This is a genomic window from Sphaerospermopsis sp. LEGE 08334, from assembly GCF_015207205.1.
Lineage (GTDB): Bacteria > Cyanobacteriota > Cyanobacteriia > Cyanobacteriales > Nostocaceae > Sphaerospermopsis.
The window spans coordinates 180,238-202,241 of sequence record NZ_JADEXH010000002.1 but is presented as its reverse complement, the minus strand read 5'-3'; the positions used below and the strand labels follow the sequence as shown (position 1 = coordinate 202,241).

The window sequence follows — 22,004 nt, the reverse complement described above, 5'->3', positions numbered from 1 at the left end:
TTTTTTGTATAAAATCTTCCTTGTCTACGTTCCCTCCTTGTCTTCCAGGTCCTGCCTTAACAGATAATATTAAAAACCTACCCCTGTGAGGCAGGATGCCCACCCCACAAGAGTTTTAATTTTAGACAGTATACAAGTTAAATGTCTAACAGCTGATCTAAATTCCAACTGAACTTAATTATACGGTATACCAGACAGTATTTAGTACGGTTTACCGTATTTTTTTATTATGTCAAGCCCTTGCAAAATATATTTACAAAATGTTATATTCATTTACATAAGAGAACAAAAAAAAACATGACAGTTAAAGGCTTTACCACCAGCGAATTCGGTCAAATCAACACCTTTGCAATTGAACCCAAAGTATACGTAGACGAAACCCCAAGAGTAGGTTTCACAGAATACGCAGAAAAGCTGAATGGACGTTTAGCCATGATTGGATTCGTTTCACTCATAGCTGTAGAAGCGATTACAGGAAATGGCTTGATTGCATGGTTAACAAACCTGTAAATCAGTTTTTGAATCAATAAACAAAGCATTAAATAAGGAAAACTATGAAAGTAAACCAAACCCCAAAATTAGGTTTCACAGAATACGCAGAAAAGCTGAATGGACGTTTAGCCATGATTGGCTTCGTTTCACTCATAGCTGTAGAAGCGATTACAGGAAATGGCTTGATTGGATGGTTGACAAGCCTGTAAATTATTTTTCATTCCACCAATACAAGATTAAAAGAGGAAAACTATGAGAACTGATTTTGATTTTTCCAACAAAGACTTATTTGCACCAGTTGTATTTCGTGCCGATTTTAATAACTTTGAAACAATTAATGTTAACCAAGCCTGGTCACTATTTTTCAGTGCAGGACAAGACGATAAAGGACTAGGACAAGAAACTGAACTGGGCAGATTTTTTACCAATGTTTTAATCGCAGTAGGAGTAACAGGAACTCTTTGGGCAACTTTCTTTAATAACTTGGGATAAAGAAGTTGGCGGTGAGTTATAAACTGAATAATTTTCTAAGAAGTCTCTGTTATTACAACTCAGACTTCTTTTACTTTTAATTATTTAGCACCTTATCTGAAGCCAAAAAAAACAAACATCTAGTTTGACGACCTGTCTTTTGACTATGGGAATTATTTAACTCAAAATGACCCTTGATGACAAGCAATAATCATACAAATCATCATTGGGAAAACTATTGCTAAGATAAAACTGAATATGAAACAGCAACTATTATTGACATCTACCATAACAGCAGGAATTATTCTGGTGGGTAATTTCTGGGGCGTTAACAAAACTATTGCTCAAACAACTAACACCCAAGAAGTAACCATTAATTTTCAAGCCAGAGTCGGTCAACAACCATTTGAATGTGGTAAAACCTATACTTTAGGTAAACCAGCCACAAAAGTTACTGCTGCCGATTTCCGTTTTTATGTATCCGATGTTGCCTTAATTGATAACAAAGGTAAGGCTGTACCTGTGAATTTAACACAGGATGGAAAATGGCAATACCAAAATGTCGCCCTCTTAGACTTTGAAAATAAATCCGGTGGTTGTGCTAACGGTACAATCGAAACACAAATATTAGCAATGTTGCAAAATGATGCGAAATATCGGCAGATGTTTACAGATGCTTTTAGTAATGAGCAAGATGTTATTAACCTCAGTAATTTGACTAAAGCGTTGGCCGCTTTTGAACGCACTTTGATTTCTGTCAATTCTCCCTATGATAAATATCGCTTTGGTGGTGATGCTAATGCAATTTCACCAGCAGCGAAACGGGGTGAAAAATTATTTCATAGCGAAAAGTTAGAATGTTTTCACTGTCATGGTGGGATTAATTTTACAGATTCAGTGATGCACGAAAAATTAGCTTTTCAAGAAATTGCTTTCCACAATACTGGACTGTATAATATTGATGGTAAATTTTACGTCTTTACCTCGCACAAAAAATAAACTTACACATTTGGGATGCTCCCCACTGAAAGGCTTTTCGCATTGTCACCTGCTATACTTCCTGATTAAACATCCTTAAATATCCGTTGTCGCACCCTTTCTAAAACGGCTTTTTCATCAACAGATAACCCAGAAAATAACATTTCATATATCAATGGTAAACCTAATTCTAACTCCTCTAAAAGATGATAGTGATTAAACACATCCTCTGGTGTTCCTTCTAATATCAATCTTCCTTTATCCATGACAAAAACCCAATCTGCCCAACGATAAACTAAATCTAAATCATGGGTAGCTATTAATAAAGTTGTGCCATTATTACTATGAATTTTTTTCAGTGTATTCATCAGATTACGAGTGTGTTTTATATCTAAATATGCTGTGGGTTCATCTAGTATTAAAAGTTGTGGTTCTAATACCATGACATCAGCTATAGAAACTCGTTTTTTCTGTCCTAAACTGAGATGATGTACAGGTTTTTCTGCTAAACTATTTAGCCCAAATTCAACTAATATTTTCTCGACTCTGATTTGAATTTCCGCTGAGGATAAACCCAAATTACACAACCCATAGGATATATCTTCCTCAACAGTAGATGCGACTAATTGCTGTTCTGGATCTTGAAATACTAAACCAATTTTTTGCCGTAATTTTGTCAGATAGTTTCTATGATAGCTTAACGGTTCATTCAACCATTTGATAATTCCCCGATCAGGTTTATATAAACCATTAGATAATAAAAATAGTGTTGTTTTACCACAACCATTTTGACCAATTAAGGCACACTTTTTACCAGAGGGAATTTTGATATTTAACCCATTTAAAACTGATTGTTGTGTACCTGGATAGGTATAATATACCTGTTCAAATTCGAGTAAATATTCCTGCATTTCCCCCTAATTCTAATCCTATTAAGACTACACAGCCACTAATTGCTTCAATAATATATCGTTTGGATAATTGATAGCGTTGGGGATGCCAAACTCGAAATTCTTCTGTCATTCCCCTTGCTGCTAATCCCAAAGAAAAACGATGATATTGTTGTAAAGTACGCTGTAACAATTGTCCTATTAATATTGCTAAACTTCTCATTCCTATTTTCCAGTTGCGGTAGCCACAACGAGAATTTTGTGCTATCCATAATTCATTGGCTGTGTTTAGAAGTAGGAAAATAAACCTATACATTAATAATAATAAATCGGTTAAAATTGCTGGAATTTTTAAGTATCGTAGTGTTTGTAATATTTCTGTAAATGGCACAGTTAACATGAGGAAATATAAACAAGAAATGGCAGCAAAGGCACGACAAAAAATTGCAAAAGCTTGTATACTGCCACTGTGACTAATGTAAATATAAACAGTACCAAACTTTAAACCATATATTAAATCTCTTTGTATTTGGGAAAAGTTAGCGAGGTTGACCATATTAATTGTTAATGCTGGTAAACTTGTCAACCAGAAAAAACTAGCAAAAATTAACAACCGCAAATATATTTTTAGTGGAATTTTAGCATAAACTACAGTCCAAATACCCATCCATAATGATAGTAAAATTTGTACAAATGGATGGGTTAAAAGTGCAAGTAACAGCGTAGTAAAGGCAAAGATAATTTTATGTGCTGGGGGAATTTGTCGCAGTTGATTGGTGTAAGCTAAAGTATCTAATTTTAGGCTCATTTTGTAGACTTATTCTTCATGTTTTTGTTGTTGAGAACGTCCTTTATACAAACCAATTGCATAACCAATTACTCCCGCACCTATAGCAGCTTGAGCAGAAAAGAATAAACTGGCTACTTCCCCACTAGGAGGTTCAAAGATTGATTGAAACCAAGGTTGATATTCGGGTTGAATTTCACTAATAGCGGTTTTGGCTTGATCATCCGCACCACCAAATTCAGCATTTTTGACTAATACTAGGGGGGCAAATGCTAACGCGAATACAGCTAACACTAATAACCAATTATTTATCCCTTGTTTAGACTGATTCATTACTTTGAGTTCCCAGTTTAATTAACTTTAGCAATTCTAATTCTTGAGGATTATAGGATTGTAACCAATTCCATACCAATAAGGTGAGTAGTCCTTCACTAATAGCTAAAGGAACTTGAGTAATAGCAAAGATACCAGCGAACTTGGTAAATGAAGCGATAAACCCACCAACGGGTGCAGGAAAAGCTAAAGCCAATTGAATAGAAGTGATAATGTAGGTGAGTAAATTTGCGATCGCTGCTGATAAAAATATGGCAATTCTTTGTTTACCACCAAACCGAATAATGAGATGATAGATCCAGTAAGCGGCAAACGGTCCAGCGATCGCCATTGAAAAAGCATTTGCTCCCAGAGTTGTTAAACCACCATGTGCCAATAACAAAGTTTGAAATAATAGTACCAAGCTACCCAAAACTGTCATCGTCAAAGGTCCAAACAGCACCGCACCTAACCCTGTACCTGTGGGGTGAGAACAACTACCTGTCACAGAAGGAATTTTTAACGCTGACAACACAAAAGTAAAAGCACCAGCTAACCCTAACAATAATTTTAATTCTGGGTTAGCTTGAGTAATGCGAGTCAAATTTCGCAAACTGAAAATAAAAAATGGTAATGCTACCACCCACCAAAAAACCGCCCATTGCACTGGTAAAAAACCTTCCATAATGTGCATTGCATAGGCAGGTTTAGGGAAACCAACTACTAAATAAAAACTAATAACTGCCATCAGGGTTAGACTCATCCAACCCCGTTTTTTTATAGACATAATCTGTACCTCGCAGATTGATGTAAAAGTATTCTGCTATATAAAACCTAGACAAAGCTAGACTTTACTTTCTACTTCAACGGGAGCATGGGAGCGGTTATCCCTCCGTAGACTTGCACGCTGTAGCCCAACGCGATCTTTCTGGTATGAAAGGAGACAGGAGTTGAAAGGCAGTTTTGCTGGAGGCCGATTATAGGGGATTTTCAACCCACCTCCAATCATAGACCGCCAAATCACCAGATTATGGCGGGGGACTTAAACCCAAATGGGCGAGTCTAAAAGGCTTTATTCTTAATTCAAAATTCTCCATCCTCCTGCCCCCTGCCTTTTGCCTCGCCCGAAGGGCAGTTAAGATTTTCAAAAAGACTACCACTATCATTGCTTGGTTTTCGCGTCGGCAATAGTCTTAATTCAATACTGGATATCCCAGGATTATATATCAAGATAGTTGATTTTTTAACTCAAGAGAAATTGATTTTTGTCTACATAAGTATAGCTTTGTCTAGAAAATCGCCAGCTTAGGACTAGCTCATCGGCGGGTATCCTGACTTAACCTAATAATGGCTCACAGTTGCGGGACAGCGCCGGACTTGCACCGAACTTTCCCCCTTGCGTCTAATGACTGCTGCTCATCAGAACCGATGGGAGTAACAATATCATGACTAACGCCAGTTGCTAGTAAAGTTTTGCAAATATAGCAGGAGTCAGGAGAATGGCTTCGCCACGCTTCGCGAACAAGGAGTCAGGATTTAGGATTTAGGATTTAGGAATATTTGCCCAAATTTCCCTTATTTTCACACTTAAAACCACGTTGTTGCCAAACTTGCATATCCACATCTATCAGTTTTGTTACTTGTGAGCATTGGGGCTGAATAAATTGACTGAGTATTGTCCACAACAAACTACGTATCAAATCTAATACGGTTTTTAACCAATATTCCCGATTACCAGGAACACCGATTTCCTTGGGTACTTCCGCTTCTATCCAAATTCCATGAGATCCTAAAATAATTTGTGCCATCAACTGCGATCGCCAGACATGAGAACCTGAAGTAATTAATTTGACCTTGTGTACTCCCCATCGTTGCAAAATTGGTAGACTATAATAGAAATTCTCAAAGGTAGAATTAGCACAATTTTCTAACCAAACCTTTTGTAAATCTTGTAAATCTGCTGCTTCCCTTTGACAAATCATCCTAATACATGGTTCTGGAGAACCTTGAGAAATGAGAATAGGAGTTTGCGGAAATTGTTTCCCTAGTTGACAATACCTTCGCCAAAATCAAAAATATCTTGATTTGTAGGTTGGGTTGAGGAACGAAACCCAACAAATACGTTGAGTTTACGTTGGGTTTCCACACGGTAAACCCAACCTACAGGAAAATGGCAAAGGTATTGTAGTTGAGCAACATAAATTTCCCGGATAATACTACCACCAAGCACAAACAAGGCATCTACAGGCTGTAAAGAAGCAGAAACTCAGGTTATAGTAGTAGAAATTAACCAAACCACCAGGATTAAACCCAAACCCAATGTAATATTTTGTAACAAGCGCCACAATTTTCTGAATTTAATCAGCCAAGAAATTGATGATTTAATAGTGGATTTGTGCTTCATAACATAGAAAATTAAAGCTTTATTGTTTACTATTGAAAAATCCAGCCATCAAGTCAACAACGTGCTATCTTAGGAAAAGGATGTAAACCTGAAAAAGAAAGGAGTGATGAAATTCACACCATTGCTGTGGCTGCTTTAACAGTAAAACCACTTCCATCCCAGCGATATTTATTAATAAAAAGACCGTAATTTCCACATCATTTACAAAGGCAAAAATGATGGATTAATCTTAGATTAAGCATAGCTCATAAGTAGAGTATAAAAACTTAAAAATTTCAGGAAAGCCTGATTGCTAAACTGTCAACAATACAATTATTTATTCCATCTGTATACATGAATCAATCTGCGAAACGTCACTCACCGCTCCAAGCAGCCTTGATTGGTGGAGCGATCGCTACAACTGCTACTATATCTTTATTTGGTCAAGCTTGGACAAAGTGTGTTCAAGCCGCTTTACAAGACAGTCCAAAAGCGTTAGTTGACCAAGTATGGCAACTTGTAAATAGGGAATATGTTGATGGCAAATTTAATCAACAAGATTGGCAAGCAATTAGGCAAAGCCTGTTAAGCAAAGAATATACTTCCAATGAACAAGCTTATATAGCCATCCGCCAAGCCTTGCAAAGATTGGGTGATCCTTACACGCGGTTTATGGATCCCAAGCAATTTGAAGCCCTAACCAGTCAAACATCTGGAGAGGTTACAGGAATTGGCATTCGCATGGAAATCAACGAAAAAACCCAGCGATTGACAGTAGTTGAACCTATAGAAAATTCTCCAGCCCAGAAAGCAGGTATTAAAACAGGGGATGAAATTGTAGCAATTAACGGTAAACCCACTCTCAAGATGAAAGTGGAAGAAGCATCTAATTTGATTCGTGGTCAAGCGGGTACTGCCATCACCTTACGACTGTCAAGACCAGGGAAAAATCAGTTTGATGTCAAGCTGACAAGGGCAACTATCGAAGTTCCCATAGTAAATTATACCCTCAAACAAGACGGTGGCCGTCGCATTGGCTATATTCGGTTAAGAGAGTTTAGCGGCCACGCTGCGGATCAGATGCGAAAAGCGATTCGTGACTTGAATCGTCAAAACGCTGATTCCTTTGTCTTAGACTTGCGTGGCAACCCAGGCGGTTTATTACAAGCAAGTATTGAAATAGCCCGGATGTGGCTAGATAATGGTGGCATTGTCAAGACAGTAGACCGTGTGGGAGGTAGTGAAGAAACCAAAGCCAATCGCACAGCCTTGACAAATCGACCTTTAGCTGTACTTGTAGATGGTAATTCCGCCAGTGCTAGTGAAATTCTCACCGGCGCACTCAAGGATAATAACCGGGCGGTAGTTGTAGGTAGTCAAACCTTTGGTAAAGCCTTAGTACAATCAGTCCATGAACTGCGTGACGGTTCTGGGTTAGCTGTCACCATTGCCCACTACTACACCCCCAAAGGTACGGATATTAACAAGACAGGAATTATACCAGATATTCAGCTAGATTTAACGGAAGCACAGGAGCGTCAGTTAGCTGCTAATCCCAATTTAATCGGAACTCTCAATGATCCACAATACGCTCGTGCTATTTTGGCTCTTTCTAATACAAAATTTGCCCAACCTACAACACCTTCTCAAACTTCTCAAAATACTCAACCTTTGAGTATTCGCGCTGAAGATTTGAAATTTTAATTTTCAGGAGTCAGGAGTCATCCAATTTTAGATTTTGGATTTTGGATTTTGGATTGATATCCACTAAAAAAAAGATCCCTGATTTCTCCAAGAAGTCGGGGGTCTGCTATTATTTATACTATAAGCAGAGTTATCAGACAATTAGAACATAACTTGCCTTAAATCTTCCTCATCCCCAGTACCCAATCTTAACCAACTTTCGCTAAATTAGAGCTTGTCCTAAGTTGACAATTTCATAGACAAAACTATACTTATATTGACAAAAATCAATATATTTTCCGGAAAAAATCAACTACTTGATATATAATATGGTGATATCAAGTATTGAATTGAGACTATTGCCGACGCGAAAACCAAGCAATGATGGTGGTAGTCTTTTTCAGAAACTTAATTGGAACACAATCGCGTTGGGCTACAGCGTGAAAGTCTACAGAGGGATAACCGCTCCCATGCTCCCGTTGAAGTAGAAAGTAAAGTCTAGCTTTGTCTAGGTTTTATATCGCAGAAAGGTAAATCAACAGCAAATCTAAGGGAATTTTCAATGTCAGCACAACTGTTACTGGTAGATGATGAACCAGGGTTACGGGAAGCCGTGAAAGACTATTTACAAGAAAGCGGCTTTAGTGTTCAAGTTGCCAGTAACGCCCGTGAAGGTTGGGAATTGATGCAACAAAATACACCTGATTTGGTGATTTCTGATATTATGATGCCCCAGGTGGATGGCTATCAGTTTCTCAAGCAACTGCGAGATGACCCGCGGTTTCAGGCATTACCTGTAGTATTTTTAACTGCCAAAGGCATGACAGGCGATCGCATTCAAGGATATCAAGCGGGTGTTGACGCTTATCTACCCAAACCATTTGATCCTGATGAATTAATAGCCATTGTAGAAAATTTACTCACTCGTCGCACTGCTCAAGCCCCAGCGATAGGAGAAGATAGTGAAAACATGGACATTGCCAAATTAGCCCATGAAATTTCCAAAATCAAAGATTTGTTAAGTCCCAGAACTGCCATTGCCCAGACTCCACCTCCATTTAAAATTGATTTAACCCCCAGAGAGCAAAGTGTATTGAACTTAGTAGCACAAGGGTTGATGAACAAAGAAATTGCTCGCCGCTTGGAAACCAGCGTCCGCAACGTCGAAAAATATGTCAGTCGGTTATTTAGTAAAACAGGTACTAATAGCCGCACAGAACTGGTAAGATTTGCTTTAGAACATGGACTAGCTCAGTAGCAGCAAAACGACAACATCATGTCAGCATGATCAAGAGCAGTGACAGCGACAGCTTTCTGATTCAAATTGAATGAAAAAGATTGGTAAGATTGGTAAAATGCACCTGGTTGAGTTTGCTATCAAACTCTACTAAATGGGTTCTTGTGATAGAAATGAAACCCTAAGTTTTTGTGAAATTTCCCTGAGTATAAATTTTCAACCACCCTAACCAAAAATTTAAGCAAGGGATGAGCGAATCAATAGACATCCAGGTTTTGAGGTAGTGCAACTGGCAGGGGTTAATGTAGATGCTGAATTGAACTTATAGATAATCTTCTTGGTTGTGTTGTAGAGTGACTTTATTTCTCTCTATTGTCTATTGGCTGTTATCAACAAAGTTTCTTAAGCGCATCAGTTGTCGTCTCATTTGAGGTGAGGCTTTGAACTCAGAAACCTCCTGCGCCTTTACAGACGCTTGTAGTGTTTCCAAAAAGTCATCAGATCCCTCAGTGAGTGCGTCTAGTAGCACCTGCAAAAGCTGTTCGCGATCGCCTAACAGACTCTTTTCCTCAATCAAACGGAACTTGAGATGTATTTCGCACTCATAAACACCTACTTCGAGATTATTGATTTGACGCGGTAATGCTTTGGAGTTCATAGTTTTGAGGATTCCTTTACTGGGTGTTTATACAGGTGAGAAACTAAAATATCCAGAAAAAAAATTCTTTATATTTTCTTTAAATACAAAGAACTGATTGAATGTAAGAGGCTTTTCTCATCCATCAAATTTGCGTTCAATTTCTCACTCCCCCCTATTTTTATTCCAAGTGGTTTTTTACTGTCTAGGTTTTGATATTCCCGTGGTAGTTTTGGCATATCTAATTCATACACTATTATTCAGTTTTTAAGATTCTATACAATAAAGTTTCTGTAAGAACTTGTCCAACCTTTTTAAAAGTTTTTACATCAACTTTATGGAAACGTCAATAACTGTGCAACTTTTTACGCTAATCATAGTGAGGTTACTTATGGAAATTAGTGATTATTTTCCCTTTGTTATCAGCCAGTTAACATTTTAGGCAATTTAGGTTAAATCAACAATGTGTTCTTTTTGATCTGTAAAAATTTAATGGGTAAGATAGTAAGTTTGTCAACTGTAGAAATTCGGTTGTAGATCATCACATATACACTGAACTAAATTATTTTAGCCCAGAATTTTTTCCAATTCTTACTAGTTCTAAATATTACTGGCTATGTCGAAAAAGATATTTTCAACTCAAAGCTTGTAAGTTAAAACAATTAAGCTGAGGGAGAGCAGTTAAAATAGTTGCAGTGTAATTAGCCGAAATCTTACACCTTTTTATGGATAACCCGATGCTGCTCAAGTCCACAACCCGTCATATTCGCATTTTTGCGGCGGAAATGGACAAAGATGAACTAGTTCCTAGCAATCACGTCTTGACGTTAGATGTTGACCCAGACAACGAATTTAACTGGAATGAAGACACACTACAAAAAGTTTATCGTCAGTTCGATGAACTAGTAGAAGCTTCCAGTGGTGTAGACCTAACAGATTATAACTTACGTCGGATTGGGTCAGACCTAGAGCATTTTTTGCGATCGCTCCTACAAAAAGGTGAAATTAGCTACAATCTCTCTAGTCGCGTTACTAACTACAGCATGGGACTACCCCAGGTTGCATCTAACGCCAATAAATAAGATGGAGAGTGGTTGTTGATGAGTTACAAGATTTATAACTACATTTATAACTCTATAACTCACCAACAAATTAGGTGTATGGCAAAACTACCCCCAAAGAGGTAGCTATCCTGGAGAAAGAGGAGAAAAGGCAAGGGTGCAGGGTGCAGGGTGTACGGGAAAAGTTCAAAGTTCCCAGTTAATAATTCCCAATCCCCAATCCCCAATCCCCAGTCCCAATCTCCTATTATCATTGAGTACAAAAACATCAGCGGACTAAATTACCGCTACTCATGCTGTTGAATAAATTGCCAATCGCTGATCGGTTCGACAAATATGGAAAATGACGCAGCAACGCTTTACTGCCCAAATGAATATTGTCAAGCTGCCAACCCCTTGACCCACAAGTATTGCCAGCGATGCTCCACACCCTTACCCAAGCGTTACCTGTGGGCAGTGGCAGGTAGTGTGAGCCTGGGTAGTCCTGGAGAAATTTTAGCCGATCGCTATTTGGTCATTGGTCAATCAATCATTCTTGATCTCAAACCTGGTTTACTACCCCAAATACCTGAATTAGATAATTTATACCACATAAAAGCTTATCTAAAACTCATACCTTACCGCTTGCATATACCACAAGTATACGGGATCATCTCTGTCAACGAGGGACAATCTCAACCAGAAATCTTACTTCTAGAAAAACCGCCCTTGTTAGTTGATAGTACATATACTCAAATACATCTGTGCAGCCAACTAACAACAGCTTGGGGTGATGCCTCATCAATGCGACAAATAAATTGGCTTTGGCAGATAGCGCATTTGTGGCAACCACTTTTGACCGAAGGAGTAGGTTCTAGCTTATTAGACCCCTATTTAATCAGAGTGGAAGGGGGTTTAGTGCGGTTATTAGAATTGTGTTTTGATCAGCAAACAGCACCAACATTGTCACAATTAGGGGTATTTTGGCAACAACTCCTCAAAAATGCCAAGCCAGCCATAGCTGAATTCCTCAAGCAAATTATTGATGCTTTAATTGATGGTGAAATCCACTCATCTGAACAATTAATTACGGTTTTAGATCAAGGACTGACAGGATTGGGGATCGCCTCCTGTGGACGAAACTCGCCAATCCCAAGCACTAACATTAAAATTATTACCCAAACAGATACAGGACCTTCTCGTCAACGCAATGAAGATGCTTGTTACCCACCTAGTGGCGTTCTCGTGAGTAAACCTCCCCAGCAAACCGCCTTAGCTATTGTTTGTGATGGTATCGGTGGACATGAGGGAGGCAACATAGCATCAAATTTAGCCATTGAAACTATTCAGCAAGAAGTGATGCAACTCACTTCTGTTGCTGATGAAAACATAGATCCCTTCAGAATCATCAATAATTTAGAACAAGCAGTAGCACTTGCAAACGATAAAATTAGTCAGCGTAACGACACTGAACATCGTCAAGGCCGTCAACGCATGGGAACCACCCTAGTCATGGCCTTGCCTATTGCCCATGAAATGTATATTACCCATATTGGTGATAGTCGTGCCTATTGGATTACACGCCACGGTTGTTATCAAGTTACCCTGGATGATGATGTAGCTTCCCGTGAAGTACGATTGGGCTATGCTATTTATCGCGAAGCATTACAACACAGTGGTTCTGGCTCCTTGATCCAAGCTTTAGGCATGAGCAAGAGCGCCTCATTGCATCCTACGTCTCAACGATTTATCATTGATGAAGATTCTGTTTTCTTGCTCACCTCCGATGGATTGAGTGATTTTGATCGAGTAGAAGAGTTGTGGGAAACGGAAATTTTACCAATTCTTGGCGGCAATACAAATATAGAAGATGTTGCAGCCCGACTCATAGAAATTGCCAACACTAAAAATGGACATGATAATGTCACCATCGCTTTAGTACATTACCAAGTCAAATACTGTGAACCAGATATCATTCTCCAAGCGGACATTCCGACTATTACTTCGACTTCGCTCAGTACAAGTTCAGCCAGCAAAACAGTAGATTTGACACCAAGAACCACAAATGTAACTGCTTTAGGCAATGAGTACCAGCAAACTCAAGTAATTTCAGAAACCAAGCCTGGGCGTACTGCCAAACTACCGCTACAGTTGTTGATTATTTTAGGTGTGCTGTTAGGAGCCGGTGGACTGGGATATTGGCTCAAAATCCAACGAGAACCACAATCGACAATTACCCCATCAACTCCGTCTGCAACCCCACAACCAACAACAACAGTCAAACCAACACTAGTAAAACCAACGCCACAAAACTCAGAAAACCGACAAGAGTCATTGCCATCACCCCCTGACCAAACTCCCGCGCCTTAGTGATTCTCATCACCATCATGGGATATCATAATGCTGGTGATCACTAAAATTAAAATTCACTTTCCAGACAAAACTTGTTGTCAATTATTAGTTCTTAGAGTTTAGTTTCCACAAATCCATGTCTTGCCTAAATCTGGCGATCGCTCGTCTAGTAAATACTGGAAATGATAATTTCGCCATTTGGGTCGTTAAAGCTCCCTATCCCAGTGGTTATGTTTTGCGTGACTGTGTTTTTTCTCCTGAACTGAGTCAAATTTGGCAAGAATGGCAGCAAATGTTTGCTGGTCATAGTCCCCTGGATATTGCTTTGGCTTCGACATCTCCAGGGACTAACTACATGACAATTGATTTGAATTTACCCCAGTTCGGTCAAACTACCAGTCCCTACAGTAGTCGGTTGATGCAATATTTAGGCATCAGTTTATGGCGTTGGGTATTCGATGGACAAATTCTTGGTAGTCTAGAACGTAGTCGCGGTATGGCTATGGGTCAAAATAAACGGTTGCGCTTGCGATTGGAAATTCGTGACCCTGATCTAATTGCTCTACCTTGGGAAATTATGCAGCGCGAACCTGGCCAGTCAGCAATATCTCTTTCCCAAGATATTGTATTTAGTCGGACTATTAGTGAAGTTGAACCTCTGCCAAATTTACGAATAGACCCGGCTTTAAAAGTCCTGTTGGTTTTGGGGCATGATGATAAATTAGAGTTGGAAAAAGAAGCTGCTATTCTGGAAAAAATTTTGTCAGAATGTAGTCCATCTCAGAAAAATTATGTATCAGCTTGTATAGTGAAGACACTCTTGCAACCCACTCCACAACAGTTAATTCAAGAGTTAGAAACCCAAAGCTACAACGTCTTTTTTTACGCCGGTCACGGTATGCCAGATCCTGATGGTGGTTTATTATTTTTGGGACATGATCTGACCCTCAATGGTATTGAATTAGCCCAGGTATTAACCCGTACAGGTGTAAAATTAGGGGTGTTTAATGCCTGTTGGGGAGCGCAACCAGCAGCAATTAATCAACAAGCTATACCTGCAAGTAGTTTAGCGGAAGTCCTGATTCGTCATGGTGTACCTGCGGTACTAGCAATGCGGGATGAAATTGCAGACCAAGAAAGTCACAGTTTTATTCAAGCTTTTGCCGAAGCATTGCGAGAGCGTAAACCAATTGATGAAGCAGTGGCAGCAGCTAGACAAGAACTGTTAACAGTATATAAGTTTAATCAACCTGCTTGGACATTACCAGTTCTCTACCTGCATCCAGATTTTAATGGTGATTTGATCAAAAGTGTGGATGAAGGAATTACGGAATTACCAGATACTGCTATTTCTGGTATAAATTCCCCAATATCTACGGCTTCTTTGCGATCGCTTTCACCAGAAGGTAAAACTTGGTTACTGCGTTCTGGTGTCACCCGTATTGGTCGCACTAAAGATAATGATATTGTGATCCCCGAACTCTATGTTTCTAAACGCCATGCCGAAATTCTCTGCCGGAATATTATCGCTGGTTCTCAATCAGTTCGCACTTATTACCTACAAGATTTCTCTACCTACGGTACAACTTGGTGTTTAGGTCCAAATGGTTGGCAACAAATTCTCCGTGAAGAAATACTTCTGACATCAGGTATGAAATTAAAGTTTGGCAGTGCTAAAGGCGAAACATGGGAATTTATGATTGAAGATATGAACAGTGATTGGTGATTGGTAATTGGGAAGAGTAACTAATAACTCATGACTAATGAATTATTTTTTGCGGAAATTCGAATATTCCAGTTGTAGCTGACAACAAGAATAAATTAATGCTAATTAATTGTGAGGTGAAACATGATTAATAAAATCCATGAGTTAGATACTTGTCAATTTTTACCATCGACAGTAGATTTAGAATTATTAGCAGCACTACTACAACCTGAAGATGAGACTTATCCGTGGGATCTGGCTGATCAAGAATCAGAACCTTATTTTCATCAACTAGAACAGCAATTTGAATATGATGATTTACTAGGAGAAGACCTGACTAGGCGATCGCAAGATTTTTATCAAAATTTAGACAAAATTTGGGATCAAGTTTACCATTCTAAAACTGACCGTGATGAACAACCATCTAAATGTATAAAATCAGCTTTACAAAGTGTTTTTGCTCCTGCTGTTCCTTTAAGTTGGCTAAATACCATCGCTCAAAAAGCATCAGAAATTATCAATAATGTAGAACAATCTACGAGTGAGAAATTAGTAGAATGTGTGCAAACTTTACTGCCAAATTTGCTCACAGAAGATTTATTTGTTTTAGCCCGTCGTTTTGAACCTGCTATGCGAAGTAATGACCAACAAAAATTGGCAGTTATAATCAGCAATATTGAAAATCGAGATTGGACAGGTTTATCAGAAATAGAACAGGCGAAAGTTAGTTTAGCAATTGCTGATTATGTCTTCAAAGAACTTTCTAACTTACAAGATGAATCGTAAATTTCTGCCGATACAAAAAAGCTAACTAGGGGTTGCTGAAAAAGTCTTTCCGTTAGGAGTCAGGAGTCAGGAGGAGGTTTGAAAATTTCTTTACTATCTCTAGAAATCCAAAAAAATGCACACTTTTTCAGGTATACCCTTGAAAAACCGTGCATTTTGGGGATCGCAAACCCAAAAATTTGGGGATGACAGATAGCTGAAACTGTTCCCTGTTCCCTGTCATCACGACAAGACTTTGATGCCTGACAGCACGCCACGCGAACCGCAAACCCTACTTGTGTTCGAGGAAGCGAGTAGCGAAATTTTGCGATCGCGTGGGTGATAATGCTCGTGCTTTGAGAATTGCGGCCATCAAAAATGCATAAGATAAAACACCGACAACCACCAACAGCAAAGCATTAATAGAACCAGTAGCATTCCATAAAGCATGGAGAGCGGAGGCGCTTAAATAACCAACAGTGAGAATTTGCCAACCCATCAAAGGCTTGAGGACAGCTAACCCGATAAAATAGCCTAAATAGCCGCTATAAGCCATGTGTCCAGCGACAGAACCTAAAATGCGGGGAATTAATAGTTGTAAACCCACCAGTTGACCTGCGCCTACTCCTGATTGTTGAGTGACATTTTGTGTAATCATTGGTACATATTGGCCAAGAGTTTCCAGCAAAGTAAAACCCACAGCAGAAGCAGTTCCCAGAAGAATGCCATCTAGTGGTTCCCAAACTCCGATCCGTTCTTTCCAAGGTGATGGTACTGAATCACCGATGAAATATGCAGCTAATATTGGTAATGCCTTGAGTAATTCCTCCATTAAACCTGCACCAAAGAACATTCTGATCAGTAATTCGGTGAAGGTAATAGAATCTTGAGATGAGGGTAAACTACCAGGCAAAATCACGCGAAATACAAAGATAAAAAAATCTAATAAAGGACTGACTAAAATTAGCATTGTACTCACTGCCATAGCTATGAGTACCCACCAAGGCTTTTGTTTACCACAAAGTTGGTAAACAAAGTAATAAGCAGCTGAGGCGATATAAGAGCCAACAATTACTTGATTTGCTTGGGGATGACCTACAGTACCGAACATTAACACTACAAAGATGACTGTTAATATTCCTGGTATGAGGTAAGCTTTGCGAGTTAAATCTTTACCGGTGGAAATGATGGGAAATAGCTGTGTGAAACTAACGGAGTCATGCTGTGAGTGCAGTTTTCCATTTTTGGTAGAGGCTATTGCTGTACCTTGGTTAGTTGTGATTACGGTTGGTTGGGAAACAAATTCATACTCAAATATGAATTGTGGACCATCAGCACCCAAAGAAATGCGATCGCCGTGGTGTAATTCCTGAGAACCTACCAAAAGTTGACCATTTAAAAACGTACCATTGGCACTGTTTAAATCGCAAATCACCCAGCTAAATCTGCCATCTGGTGATAGGGAGAGGGGACGAACCACTGCATGACGACGAGACACCATCCTGTACATCATGGCATCCAAGACAACTTGGCAGCTAGGATCACGTCCAATGACCATTTCTTGATTCGGAAGCAGTGAGTAGCGAGATTCTGACTGGGAAGCTACTTCATTACTAGACACTAGCCACAGAAATGCTTTCTGTCTTGCGTTTTTGCCTGTCATCGAGTTAGTGAGTGTGTCTAAACAAATTCATGGCTTATGCCATGCTACGCGATCAAATGTTTGGGTAGTAGATTTAATCTTAGCCTGAGAAACAGCAGCACCTTCGATAAATACAACTATAGCTTCACTAATCGATGCTTTGCTCCAGTTCAAAATACAAAATGTTGAATTAACAGGTGTCAGGAGTTCAAGGAGTCAGGAGTTCAAGGAGTCAGGAGTTTTTAATTTAGGATTACAAAATAGAGCGATTCTACAGAAACATAGCTAAAATATAACAATTTAAGCTGAAAAATTAACCCGCAAGGCTACATTAGCTGAAATTCTGCCATTGCTTTGGGAAAGTTATTGTTTTCATGTCCAGAACGGCTGAGTTTAATTAAAGCAAACCTTTGTAATGGAGTTAAAATTTCCCACTGTTGTAAGGTAATAGTCACACCTATTGCTTGTGCTTTTTCTTGAATACTGGGTGGTACAGTTGCAGTATCTATCCAAGGGGGATGAGGTTCAATGGGTAGTTTGCTAACTGGTGTACCTGTCCTTTCTAAAATTAATTTTTGTAGGTAATCTTGGTAAAATTGAATTTCTGTTTCTTTGGCACAAGGTAATTTTACTAAATTAGCACGTTCTAAAGTATTCATTTGATGCCAATCAGACAATTTCAATTTAATCCCACAGGTATCCAATTTGTAACGGACTTGCATCGGTATGCAACGGAGAGAGTCAACAAAATCTGCTTCAAATTCAAAAAATTCGGCTGTCATGGGATTTTAGATTTTAGATTTTGGATTGAAACCACAGATAAATCAGGGTGGTATTTTAGCCTTGAAAGCTAAATGCTGACAGCTAAATGCTGAAAGCTAATTTTGATTATTAGACCTACTAGAACGAATTATTAAATAACTAATTGAAAGAGCAAGTATAGCTATTCCTAAACCAATAATATCAATTCCTGTGACTTTTTCTAAATCTAGAATAATAATTTTTCGGGCAACAGCAATTAAAGAGGTAACAATTACTAACTCAACTTGAAAAACGTGCTTTTTGAGATAAGCTGTGATATTTTCTAAAATCTCTAAAGCAATAAGAACATTTAAAAATAAACCGAATACCTTAAATAAAACAGTATTGAATTTACCATAAGGTGCATCGAATAATTCTTTTACCAAAAAAATACTCAAATCTGCGATCGCCACAAAAATTACTATCACCATCAAAATGGAGAGAATCTTAGAAACTATTACTTCGATGTTTTCAATGACGTGCATGAAGTTATCGTCGCTAGTCCAAGCTTTAATTTGCTTAAATAATCTCTTCATTAGGTTCCCAAACTCCAATTGATACTCCAAAATAAATCTTCAAGAATCATCAAGAATAATCGTTACTATAGATTATGGACTATATTAGCCGTTCTTGAGGAATTTACTTAGAAGCTTACCATTATGAAGCTTACCATTGTGAAGACTGAAGCTGATAATTTTTCGTGGTAATTTTTACAGAAATTGGAACTAATTGCACAGCACAAGCTTTTAATTCTGGTTGTAAAGAATCAGGACATGATTCAGAATGAGTTAGTGAGTTAGCCTCTGCTTCATCTGCCCATAGTTTACCCCAGTGCATGGGAACAAAAACAGTCCCAGGAGAAATAGCTTTAGTGATTTTAGCAGGAAACTTAGCTGAACCACGACGCGATCGCACTTCTACCACCTGACCATCAATCATACCTAACTTTTCCGCATCACGGGGATGAATTTCTAAAAAAGGTTCGGGGTGCATTTGTTTAATTTTATCAATTCTTCCAGTTCGGGTTTGAGTGTGCCAATGTCCATATAATCTGCCAGAAGTTAGCACAAAAGGATAATGAGGATCAGGGGGTTCAGCTAAACCTTTAGAATAATAAGCACCAAAGTTAGCGCGACCATCTGGAGTATTAAACTGTAAATTTGTATATAAACGTTTAGTTTCTGAATTACTACCCTGGGAATAAGGCCAATGAGTTGGACCATTTATTAATAGAAACTCATGACTTAAACCAGACATATCACAAGGACGATTATAAGTTAATTGGACAAATTCTTGATAAACTTCGGCGGAATTTTGAAAATTAAACTTATCATTAAATCCTAACCTTCTGCCCACTTCTGCAAAAATTTCCCAATCTGGTTTTGCTTCTTTAGGTGGTGCTTGAAAAGCTGAACATAGAGAAACACGACGTTCAGAATTAGTCATAATTCCGGTTTTTTCACCCCATTGGGCAGCAGGTAATAAAAGATGGGCATAACTCGCTGTTTCCGTGGGGTAATAAGCATCTTGATAAATAGTAAAAGGCGAATTTAACAACGCTTTTTTAGTCCGTTCTAAATCTGGCATACTCACAGCAGGATTAGTTGCAGCTATCCATAATAATTGCACATTTCCAGATTCTAAACCTGTAATCATATCCCAAGCAGTTAAACCAGGAACAGGGGAAATTTTACCTCTTTCTAAACCCCAAAAATCTTCAACTTCTTGACGATGTTCTGCATTTTTTACTAACCGATATCCTGGTAATAAATGCGATAAACCTCCCGCTTCTCTACCTCCCATTGCATTAGGTTGACCTGTTAAAGAAAAAGGTCCAGCACCAGGTTTACCGATTTGTCCAGTCATTAAATGTAAATTAATAATAGTTCTGACTTTTGCAGTACCTTCAGAAGATTGATTCACACCCATTGACCATAAAGAAAGTACAGATTTTGCTTTTCCCCAATATTTTGCAGCCGTTTCTAAATCTTCACTAGAAATACCACATTGACGAGCAACAATATCAGGAGCATAATGACGAATTACTTCTGCATAAGCTGGAAAATTGCTAGTACAATCATCAATAAAAGCAGTATCAATATAATTCCATTTCATTAATAAATAGGCAATACCATTTAACAAATCAATATCAGTACCGGGACGAATAGCTAAATGTAAATCTGCTGCTTCTGCGGTAGGTGTGCGACGAGGATCTACAACTACCATTTTTACATGACGATTTTTTTTATGATATTTGGCTAATCTGTTAAATACAATAGGGTGACATTCTGCGGTATTTGTTCCTATTAAAAAAGCACAGTCTGTTAATTCTAAATCATCGTAACAGCAAGGAGGACCATCAGAGCCAAAACTTTGTATATACCCAGATACCGCACTAGACATACAGAGACGTGAATTAGCATCGAAGTTATTAGTTCCTAAACAACCTTTGAGTAATTTTTGGGCAATATAATAATCTTCTGTTTGAAATTGTCCAGAACCATACATACAGATTGATTCTGCACCGTGATTAACTAATGTTTTTTGAATATTTTGGGTGATAATATTCAAGGATTCGTCCCAGGTAATGCGTTGAAAATCTTGATTTAATGATTTTCTAAACATGGGATAATGTAATCTATTTTTGTGAATTGCTTCGGTAATTGTTGCACCTTTTACACATACCATTCCTTGGCTTGATGGATGGTTTTTGTCTCCTCTAACTCGCCAGGTTGGTGTTCCTTCACTGTCTCTATTTGTGGGTTTTCCATGTTGTGCTGGTGGGGTGACTTCTAAGCCACAACCAACTCCGCAATAAGGGCAAAGGGTTTTTGTAATTTCTGTCATAATTCTAGATTTTTTTATTGCACGCAGAGACGCAGAGGCGCAGAGAGAGGTTTTGTTTTTTGCGTCTTTGCGTGAGATATTTTAAGATTTTATTCTTCAATGTGGGCGCAACGACGATATAGGAAGTCGAGGGCGTAGTTTCTGAGGTGATAATATTCTGGGTTTTCCATGATGCGGCGACGGTTGCGAGGACGAGAGAAGGGAATTTCTAATATTTCGCCAATGTTTGCTGCTGGTCCGTTGGTCATCATGACTATTTTATCTGCTAGGAAAAGTGCTTCGTCTATGTCATGGGTGATCATTAAAACTGTGACTTGATGATCTGACCAAATTTGTAGTAGTTCTTCTTGTAGTTCTTCTTTGGTGATGGCATCTAATGCACCGAATGGTTCATCTAATATTAGGACTTGGGGACGAATGGCTAAAGCACGGGCTATGGCTACTCTTTGTTTCATTCCTCCTGATATTTGATTGGGTTTCTTTTGGGCTGCTTCTGTTAGTCCTACCATTGCTAAATGTTCTCTAACTATTGCCCGTTTTTCGGCTTGGTTTTTGTTAGGAAATACGGAATCAACAGCGAGATAAACGTTATCAAAAACATTCAACCAAGGTAGTAAACAATAGTTTTGAAATACCATCATCCGGTCGGGTCCTGGTTCAGTGATGGGTTGACCTTGCAACCATACGACACCGTTTGTAGGTTTATTAAAACCAGAAACCATATTTAGGAGTGTTGATTTTCCACAGCCAGAATGCCCAATTAAACAAATAAATTCACCTTCACGAACTTTGAGGTTAATGTCATCTAGGACAGTGTATGGACCTTCGGCAGTGGGGTAGATTTTGTTGACACCATCAATTACTAAAAAGTCTTCTTGTTTTTGGGTTTGTAATTGTTGAACTTTGGTTTTGTTATTGAAGTTTAATGTTGTCATGATTTTTTGGTAATGGGTAATTGATTAAAAAACTAATGACAAATGAC

22 protein-coding genes, 1 pseudogene and 1 riboswitch are annotated in these 22,004 nt (G+C 38.5%); of the genes and pseudogenes, 10 read left to right on the top strand and 13 right to left on the bottom strand.

The annotated features are described in order from the left end of the window. Positions 1–297 precede the first annotated feature (297 nt). From IQ237_RS02170 to IQ237_RS26040, 4 genes are all read left to right on the top strand, one after another. Positions 298–510: a chlorophyll a/b-binding protein gene (locus IQ237_RS02170; protein ID WP_194051785.1), complete on the top strand. Its 213-nt coding sequence runs from the start codon at positions 298–300 to the stop codon at positions 508–510. Positions 511–554: 44 nt separating this feature from the next. Then, complete coding sequence (locus IQ237_RS02165; RefSeq protein ID WP_228019527.1) at positions 555–701, top strand: chlorophyll a/b-binding protein; 147 nt, start codon at positions 555–557, stop codon at positions 699–701. Positions 702–744: 43 nt separating this feature from the next. Continuing rightward, positions 745–984 (top strand): hypothetical protein, encoded by a 240-nt coding sequence (locus IQ237_RS02160; RefSeq protein ID WP_194051783.1) that lies wholly within the window; start codon positions 745–747, stop codon positions 982–984. A gap of 237 nt (positions 985–1,221) precedes the next feature. Continuing rightward, positions 1,222–1,962: an MbnP family protein gene (locus IQ237_RS26040; RefSeq protein WP_228019524.1), complete on the top strand. Its 741-nt coding sequence runs from the start codon at positions 1,222–1,224 to the stop codon at positions 1,960–1,962. Between the two features lie 65 nt (positions 1,963–2,027). On the opposite strand, the gene IQ237_RS02150 is transcribed toward IQ237_RS26040, so the two are convergent. The 6 genes and pseudogenes from IQ237_RS02150 to IQ237_RS26970 all read right to left on the bottom strand — a co-directional run bounded on the left by IQ237_RS02150 (position 2,028) and on the right by IQ237_RS26970 (position 6,160). Next, positions 2,028–2,852, bottom strand: a complete 825-nt coding sequence (locus IQ237_RS02150; protein ID WP_194051781.1) for an energy-coupling factor ABC transporter ATP-binding protein — start codon at positions 2,850–2,852, stop codon at positions 2,028–2,030. After that, positions 2,827–3,639 carry a cobalt ECF transporter T component CbiQ gene (gene cbiQ / locus IQ237_RS02145; RefSeq protein ID WP_194051779.1) on the bottom strand — a complete coding sequence of 271 codons (813 nt, stop codon included), beginning with the start codon at positions 3,637–3,639 and terminating at the stop codon, positions 2,827–2,829. Before cbiQ ends, IQ237_RS02150 begins: the two co-directional genes overlap by 26 nt. Positions 3,640–3,648: 9 nt before the next feature. Then, positions 3,649–3,951, bottom strand: coding sequence for an energy-coupling factor ABC transporter substrate-binding protein (locus IQ237_RS02140; RefSeq protein WP_194051777.1), 303 nt, complete (start codon positions 3,949–3,951; stop codon positions 3,649–3,651). Next, complete coding sequence (locus IQ237_RS02135) at positions 3,938–4,717, bottom strand: energy-coupling factor ABC transporter permease (protein ID WP_194051775.1); 780 nt, start codon at positions 4,715–4,717, stop codon at positions 3,938–3,940. The genes IQ237_RS02140 and IQ237_RS02135 overlap by 14 nt, the downstream gene beginning before the upstream one ends. A gap of 516 nt (positions 4,718–5,233) precedes the next feature. Continuing rightward, positions 5,234–5,375, bottom strand: a riboswitch (cobalamin riboswitch). Positions 5,376–5,480: 105 nt separating this feature from the next. Then, positions 5,481–5,981, bottom strand: a pseudogene (locus IQ237_RS02130) (YdcF family protein); the annotation flags it as partial. Further along, the gene (locus tag IQ237_RS26970; RefSeq protein ID WP_194051771.1) at positions 5,975–6,160 is read right to left on the bottom strand and encodes a hypothetical protein; all 186 of its coding nucleotides are present in this window, start codon (positions 6,158–6,160) and stop codon (positions 5,975–5,977) included. The pseudogene IQ237_RS02130 and the gene IQ237_RS26970, both read right to left, overlap by 7 nt. A 507-nt stretch (positions 6,161–6,667) precedes the next feature. Here IQ237_RS26970 and ctpB point away from each other — a divergent pair. Further along, positions 6,668–8,017: a carboxyl-terminal processing protease CtpB gene (ctpB, locus tag IQ237_RS02120; RefSeq protein ID WP_194051769.1), complete on the top strand. Its 1,350-nt coding sequence runs from the start codon at positions 6,668–6,670 to the stop codon at positions 8,015–8,017. A gap of 541 nt (positions 8,018–8,558) precedes the next feature. Next, positions 8,559–9,254: a response regulator transcription factor gene (locus IQ237_RS02115; protein WP_194051767.1), complete on the top strand. Its 696-nt coding sequence runs from the start codon at positions 8,559–8,561 to the stop codon at positions 9,252–9,254. Positions 9,255–9,609: 355 nt separating this feature from the next. Here IQ237_RS02115 and IQ237_RS02110 read toward each other — a convergent pair whose 3' ends face one another. Continuing rightward, positions 9,610–9,891, bottom strand: a complete 282-nt coding sequence (locus IQ237_RS02110; RefSeq protein ID WP_096570543.1) for an Npun_R1517 family heterocyst differentiation transcriptional regulator — start codon at positions 9,889–9,891, stop codon at positions 9,610–9,612. Positions 9,892–10,595: 704 nt separating this feature from the next. Between IQ237_RS02110 and IQ237_RS02105 the strand changes: the two genes are divergently transcribed. From IQ237_RS02105 to IQ237_RS02090, 4 genes are all read left to right on the top strand, one after another. Then, positions 10,596–10,952 (top strand): NAD(P)H-quinone oxidoreductase subunit M, encoded by a 357-nt coding sequence (locus IQ237_RS02105; protein WP_304944938.1) that lies wholly within the window; start codon positions 10,596–10,598, stop codon positions 10,950–10,952. Between the two features lie 315 nt (positions 10,953–11,267). After that, on the top strand, positions 11,268–13,280 hold the full coding sequence (locus IQ237_RS02100) for a protein phosphatase 2C domain-containing protein (protein ID WP_194051765.1): 2,013 nt from the start codon (positions 11,268–11,270) through the stop codon (positions 13,278–13,280). A gap of 118 nt (positions 13,281–13,398) precedes the next feature. After that, positions 13,399–14,988, top strand: a complete 1,590-nt coding sequence (locus tag IQ237_RS02095; protein ID WP_194051763.1) for a CHAT domain-containing protein — start codon at positions 13,399–13,401, stop codon at positions 14,986–14,988. A gap of 123 nt (positions 14,989–15,111) precedes the next feature. Then, positions 15,112–15,753 carry a hypothetical protein gene (locus tag IQ237_RS02090; RefSeq protein ID WP_194051761.1) on the top strand — a complete coding sequence of 214 codons (642 nt, stop codon included), beginning with the start codon at positions 15,112–15,114 and terminating at the stop codon, positions 15,751–15,753. A gap of 271 nt (positions 15,754–16,024) precedes the next feature. On the opposite strand, the gene IQ237_RS02085 is transcribed toward IQ237_RS02090, so the two are convergent. The 6 genes from IQ237_RS02085 to IQ237_RS02065 all read right to left on the bottom strand — a co-directional run bounded on the left by IQ237_RS02085 (position 16,025) and on the right by IQ237_RS02065 (position 21,957). After that, positions 16,025–17,395: a PrsW family glutamic-type intramembrane protease gene (locus IQ237_RS02085; protein WP_194051759.1), complete on the bottom strand. Its 1,371-nt coding sequence runs from the start codon at positions 17,393–17,395 to the stop codon at positions 16,025–16,027. 27 nt (positions 17,396–17,422) lie between these two features. Beyond that, positions 17,423–17,548: a hypothetical protein gene (locus tag IQ237_RS26605; protein ID WP_255512614.1), complete on the bottom strand. Its 126-nt coding sequence runs from the start codon at positions 17,546–17,548 to the stop codon at positions 17,423–17,425. A 152-nt stretch (positions 17,549–17,700) separates the two neighbouring features. Continuing rightward, positions 17,701–18,156 (bottom strand): nitrate reductase associated protein, encoded by a 456-nt coding sequence (locus IQ237_RS02080; RefSeq protein ID WP_194051757.1) that lies wholly within the window; start codon positions 18,154–18,156, stop codon positions 17,701–17,703. 96 nt (positions 18,157–18,252) lie between these two features. Further along, entirely contained in the window at positions 18,253–18,711 is a 459-nt protein-coding gene (locus IQ237_RS02075; RefSeq protein ID WP_194051755.1) for a phosphate-starvation-inducible PsiE family protein, read from the bottom strand. 130 nt (positions 18,712–18,841) lie between these two features. Further along, entirely contained in the window at positions 18,842–21,022 is a 2,181-nt protein-coding gene (locus tag IQ237_RS02070; RefSeq protein ID WP_194051753.1) for a molybdopterin oxidoreductase family protein, read from the bottom strand. 89 nt (positions 21,023–21,111) lie between these two features. Then, positions 21,112–21,957 carry a nitrate ABC transporter ATP-binding protein gene (locus tag IQ237_RS02065; RefSeq protein WP_194051751.1) on the bottom strand — a complete coding sequence of 282 codons (846 nt, stop codon included), beginning with the start codon at positions 21,955–21,957 and terminating at the stop codon, positions 21,112–21,114. Positions 21,958–22,004: the final 47 nt, after the last annotated feature.